Source organism: Compostibacillus humi, assembly GCF_014637175.1.
GTDB classification, from domain to species: domain Bacteria; phylum Bacillota; class Bacilli; order Bacillales; family Amphibacillaceae; genus Oceanobacillus; species Oceanobacillus humi.
This window is the reverse complement of the sequence record NZ_BMEV01000109.1, coordinates 1-5616: the sequence shown is the minus strand read 5'-3', so window position 1 is coordinate 5616 and position 5616 is coordinate 1. Positions and strand designations below refer to the sequence as shown.

At 32.6% G+C, this 5616-nt stretch carries 5 protein-coding genes; 4 read left to right on the top strand and 1 reads right to left on the bottom strand.

The window, feature by feature from the left end; genetic code table 11:
- The first annotated feature begins 170 nt into the window (after positions 1-170).
- Both IEV18_RS16335 and IEV18_RS16330 read left to right on the top strand, forming a co-directional pair.
- On the top strand, positions 171-662 hold the full coding sequence (locus tag IEV18_RS16335; protein ID WP_188393429.1) for a DUF6323 family protein: 492 nt from the start codon (positions 171-173) through the stop codon (positions 660-662).
- Positions 649-2013, top strand: a complete 1365-nt coding sequence (locus tag IEV18_RS16330; RefSeq protein ID WP_188393428.1) for a DUF6179 domain-containing protein — start codon at positions 649-651, stop codon at positions 2011-2013. Before IEV18_RS16335 ends, IEV18_RS16330 begins: the two co-directional genes overlap by 14 nt.
- Before the next feature lie 366 nt (positions 2014-2379).
- Here the strand turns inward: IEV18_RS16330 and IEV18_RS16325 are convergent, their stop codons facing one another.
- Positions 2380-3546 carry an IS256 family transposase gene (locus IEV18_RS16325; RefSeq protein ID WP_188393427.1) on the bottom strand — a complete coding sequence of 389 codons (1167 nt, stop codon included), beginning with the start codon at positions 3544-3546 and terminating at the stop codon, positions 2380-2382.
- 271 nt (positions 3547-3817) lie between these two features.
- Here IEV18_RS16325 and IEV18_RS16320 point away from each other — a divergent pair, with 271 nt between their 5' ends.
- Both IEV18_RS16320 and IEV18_RS16315 read left to right on the top strand, forming a co-directional pair.
- The gene (locus IEV18_RS16320; protein WP_188393426.1) at positions 3818-4432 is read left to right on the top strand and encodes a hypothetical protein; all 615 of its coding nucleotides are present in this window, start codon (positions 3818-3820) and stop codon (positions 4430-4432) included.
- A gap of 159 nt (positions 4433-4591) precedes the next feature.
- Entirely contained in the window at positions 4592-5506 is a 915-nt protein-coding gene (locus tag IEV18_RS16315) for a class I SAM-dependent methyltransferase (protein WP_188393425.1), read from the top strand.
- The last annotated feature ends 110 nt before the right edge of the window (positions 5507-5616 follow it).

The following is a 5616-nucleotide window of genomic DNA, read 5'->3' as shown; positions in this document are numbered from 1 at the left end:
CCATTTTGGATCCATAGAGAGAAAAACAGGCATCCAAAAGTGCTCTTTTGCACCAAATTTTCGGATGCCTGTTTTTGTTTCAAAGTCAAGCTTTATTTTTGGGTAAACTTAAATAATTTGAAAAATATTCGTATTTATTTTTATTTATTTTTATTTTGGAGGTAATCCTATTGTCATTTGAGATTATGAATGTATTTTCATCATTAATACAAAAACAAGCAGTTGATGAAATTGTAAAATGTAATGATTTTACTTTTAGATTTGGGTTAACTTTATCTCGTCAAGATGCCATTGAACTAGTTGAAACGAGAACTCTTTCACTAAAAAGTAATGGACGTATTGAATTTGGTGGTGGCGTAGTTGAAAAAATAATCAAGGAGTTTTGTGATTCTCCTTATATTTCTATGCATAATTATGTAGAAACACTTCATGAGTTAATTGAAATCTTTTATTTTTATAAAAATGAAACTCTCGATTTAATTAGTGATGATGAACTGATAAAGTTTATGAAAAATTCCTTTGATGGCAAATGCCAAGGATCACTAGCATTGTTATCAGGAAGAGAACTTGAGAAAATGGCACGTAATGTACGATATGGATATGCACCTGATTATTCAGAGGATAATGAATATGATGAGGAGGATGAAGATGGCGAATATTGAAAAGCAACATATCATTAATAGTCATAATTTGAGTGGAGAATTCTATTTTAATTCTATTTTACAGGAGGCTTATATCTGTGGACTTTTAAATGAGTCTGATTTAGAAAATATTCAGCTACAATGTATTAGTCTCTTAGCATATAAAAGTGAGAGATATAATATGGGTGAAAGCAGTTCTATAAGAGTTGAAACTGCTGAAAGCATTATGAAATCTAATCTTTATTCAATAGGGGTATACTTAAAGTCTATACCAGATCCAGACTATGCTGCATTCGAGTTAAAAACAGTAAAGATTTCTGAGCTGTATGAGAGAGGCAGAAAATTAGTAAATACTAAATTTCAAATAGCAAAGCGTATCTATAATATGGTTCAAAAGAATAAACTAGATACACTAAATCATTCTTATAATTCGACACTTAGTGAAAATGGGATTGGGATTTTCTTCAAATTATATAACTTAGAGTATGAGGCCCATGATTCTCCCGCTTCTATTGATTATCAGCTTTGCAATCCTGTTAATGATTTGGCAGGAATAGAATTTATTCAAAAATACCTTGAGAATTTATACCTTGAGAATGAATTTTGTAAAAAATTTGCAACAGAAAACATTCATCATCTACTTTATGGATATGACAAGAGTTATCCAGAATTATTGATCAATATTTTTGAACATGTATTAACAGCAGCTTTGGGATGTTCTCTTGCAAACCGTAACATAGTGGAGCTCAATATTACGGGAGAAGATATTCAATACTTATATAAAAAATTACGAAAATATGATCATCATACATTGATGTTAACTATTAACTACGCAACGAATCACATATACGAAGAGTTGAATCTTACAAATCCTTTACTCCAAGAATATATTGAAAGAAGTTTGCCGAAGATTGTAACGAATATAGAAATTGCACTAAAATTAAATACCCTCAGTAAAGTATTTATAACCCCACAAAATCCAGTTTTAGAGCCGAAAATCCACTTTGAATCCAGTATTAAAATGGATGATGAAGATTATAGAAAGTTAATTGAAGAACTTATTAGATGCAGATATTCATCTGATAAATTAACCCTTATAAAGGATAAAGTAAAATCTTTTGATGATCTTGAAGATATATTACTTGATGCACAATTAGAAGAAGAGGAATTTATTTTGCTGTTTAGTACTCTCGAAGATGTTGAAATTGCAGCAATGATTAAAAGGCACCCCTTTGAATCGGACATTCAAGCAGTAGATTTATCGGAAGCGGAACAGGTTGTACGATTATATTTGGAAAATTATATGAAGCAACTTTCGCCTAATAGACAGGAAAAAATTCTCCAAATTGCAAAACATCTTGTATGGGATTGATATCTTGGGAAATAGTTTAAAGAAAAAGGATATACCCGTCGTTACTTTTAATGGCAGGTAATTACAAAAGAAAGGTAAGGATTTATGAATATAAAAAACAAAATATTCATTTTCATTAATGATTTATATAAGGTTAATGCGAGGACAAATATCTTTTATGGATTATCGAGAAATGATGATTTTCCTTTAGGTAATTACGTTGTAAAGTAGGTACCGTCAAGAATTTTGTGTAATGTAAGATAGATAGGGTATCTCTGAAATGGATTTAGAATAGAGGGGGATATTTCCTCTACACAAGAGACTGAATATTCAGTCTCCTGTGTGGAAAGGGAGAATCCCCTTATTTTGTTTATTTACAATATTTGGTTAACAATAACGTTCTTCAAACATTCGTTGAAGGGCTTCATGCGCTTCGGCAAATCCTCGTAACTTTCGCCCTGCCCATTTCTCATTAAAATCTTGAATGGTCAAATACACGACTTTTTCAGCGGCTTCTAAACTGCTCAAACTGTTCATCGGCTTTAGGCGTTTCCGAATCTCCTTGATCGTTCGTTCGATGGCATTCGTCGTGTAAATCACACTTCGAATACTGCTTGGATAATCCATAAATGTAAGGAGGACATCCAACTCATTGGCCCAAGATTGGACTTCTCTCGGGTACTTGCTGGACCATTTCGACTCAAACTGTTGAAACATCTGTAACGCTATCTCCTTATTCGGTGCGCGATAAATCAGTTTGAGATCCTCTGCCACTTCAAATTGATCTTTTTTCCGAACACGATGTAAGGTATTACGTACTTTGTGAACGACACAACGCTGCACTTCGGCTTTCGGATAAACCGAGCGAAAAGCTTCCTCCAGCCCCGGAAGACCATCGAATACTCCCAGAAGCACTTCCTTGACGCCTCTTTGGTAGAGGTTTTGAAGAATTTCTTGCCATACATAGGCACTTTCTTGTCCTCCCACAAAGTAATCAAGAATTTCGCGATATCCTTCTTCGTTCACCCCTAACACCACATAAATGACTTCTTTCTCCACGGTTTCGCGACGAAGTTTTACGTATAAACCATCCAAATATAAGACCGAATAACGCTGATGTAGAGGACGATTGTGCCATTTCTCGATGTCTTCCTTCACGACATCGGTAATACGACTGATCGTCGTTGGAGAATAGGCATTTCCTAAAATTCGTTCGATAAACTTGCCAATTTCCCTCGTACTCATGCCACTTTGATACATTTTGATGACGGCTTCCTCGAGCCAACCAGTATGACGTTGGTAAGGGGCAAACAGCTGCGTTTGAAATTCCCCATTTCGATCTCTTGGGACCAAAAGGCCTTCAATCCGGCCATATTGCGTATCCAGATTTCGTTGATAGTAGCCGTTTCTCATATTCGATGTTCCGGCCTGTTCGATTTCGAGGAAATTTTTCATTTCTTCCCGCATGATCAGTTCTAATTTTTCCTTTACAAACTGACGAATCACACTTTCCAGTTGATTTGCCCAGTCTACATTCGGTATACTTTTAGACATAGGTAGGGTTCTCCTTTCTCTGGAATGTGTTTTTGTCCAAATCAGAGAATACCCTACCTTTTTTCTTTTGGTCTAGTAAAATGCTTTACACAAAATTTTATACATCATCGTAAAGTATATCATATTTCACGAAAAGGAACTTAATCATTATCTTAATAATAGTGATAACGTAGAAATAAATAATTTTGTTAAAAAAGTTGCAGGATACTCAACTGAAAGAACAATTAAAACTGTAATAGAATTAAACCAATATGTAGAAGTGGATGCTACATTGGTTAATGAGTTATATGATTTGTATGAAGATTTTTTGGTAAGAATCTTCAAAATATTGTACTCAAATATTTCGATTAATTTAGATTGGATTAATAGACTTGTTATGGAACATCAATTAAAGCTGAGAAGTATTTTGGGTACAATTGATGAATTAAGACTTTTCTCTATTACTAAGAGATTTGTAGAACCAATTCCGTGTTCAGAATACAGTGTAGCCTTACAATTAAAGATTCTAAATATCAACATAGAAAAAATAAAAGAACCTATTTTAGATTTTGGATGTGGCAGCAAAGCCACATTAGTTCATTATTTAAGAAAAATAGGGTTAGAAGCCTATGGGGTGGATAGAATTACAAATGATAAATTATATACAATTCAAACTGATTGGTTTAATTATGAGCTTAAGCCAAATTATTGGGGAACTATTATATCGCACTTATCATTCACAAATCATTTTAAAAGAACTCATTTAAAAAAGAATGGTAATTACATTAAATATGCAAGGAAGTACATGGAGTTATTAAATTCACTTAAGCTAGATGGAGAATTCTACTACACCCCGAATTTACCGTTTATTGAGCAATTTTTATCACCTAAAAATCTTATAAAATAAATAATTATTTTTTAAATTATGATATCCAGAGAAATAGGGAACCGTTGGATATTATGTCTGTAAGAATTAAAAAATTAAGCAAAAGTGACGAATGAAAATGAACCACAGATTCAAACTCTTAGTATTTATAAAAATAAATTATAATTGGAGGATAGTGACATGGAACAAAAAAGTATGACAGCATTGGTTAGTGCTTTTGCAAGAGCTTATCATGCAACAAATAATGATTTGAAAATTTTTAATGATTATTTGGCCAAAGTTATTTTAAGTGAACAAGAATATAATCAAATTGCTAGTAGTATGTCTCAAGGAATAAAATTCTTTAACCCAACATTTGAAGGTACGGAGGAAGAAGCACTAAGGTGGATTGTTGACAATCAACTATCTCCATCTCCGCTTGGTAGAGCTGCATTCGCTGAAAAAGCTCTTGAAAACTCAGTTGAAATGGGGGTGGAACAATACTTAATTTTAGCTGCGGGATATGATACATTTGGATATCGTCAACCGTCATGGGCAGAGAAACTACAAGTTTTTGAATTAGAACACCCTATAACATTAAAGGATAAGCTAAACAGACTGGGAAAGGCTTGTATTGAAGTTCCTAACAATGTCCATTTTATTAAAAGTGATTTTACAAAAGGTGATTGGGATAAAAATTTACTAGAATCATCTATTTTTGATAAGAGAAAAATAAGTTTTTGTAGTCTACTTGGCATAAGTTATTATTTACCGAGAGAGAATTTTGAATCATTGCTGAATAAGCTTAGTATGTTAATACCTCAAGGAAGTATTATTATTTTCGATTATCCAGATGAAAATACTTTTACTGAACAGGCTGGAGTTAGAACGAAAAAACAATTGGCGCTAGCTGGTAAAGCAAATGAAAAAATGCTAGGAAGTTATTCTTTTAGTCAACTTGAAAGTTTACTATCAAAAAATAATTTTATAATTTCTCAACATTTAACTCCCAATCAAATTACTAAAAAATATTTTGAAAATTATAATCGAGTAACTGGCGGACACAAAATAACTGCTTTTGATAATGTTAATTATTGTCTTGCTACTAAGAAATAATCCTGAATTATTCATAGAAAACTTTTGATTACTTTTGAATGCTTATTTATCAAGCGTTTCATCTGACTTGATCATGCATCAAATAAATGAAAAAAGAATCCATTTCTGTT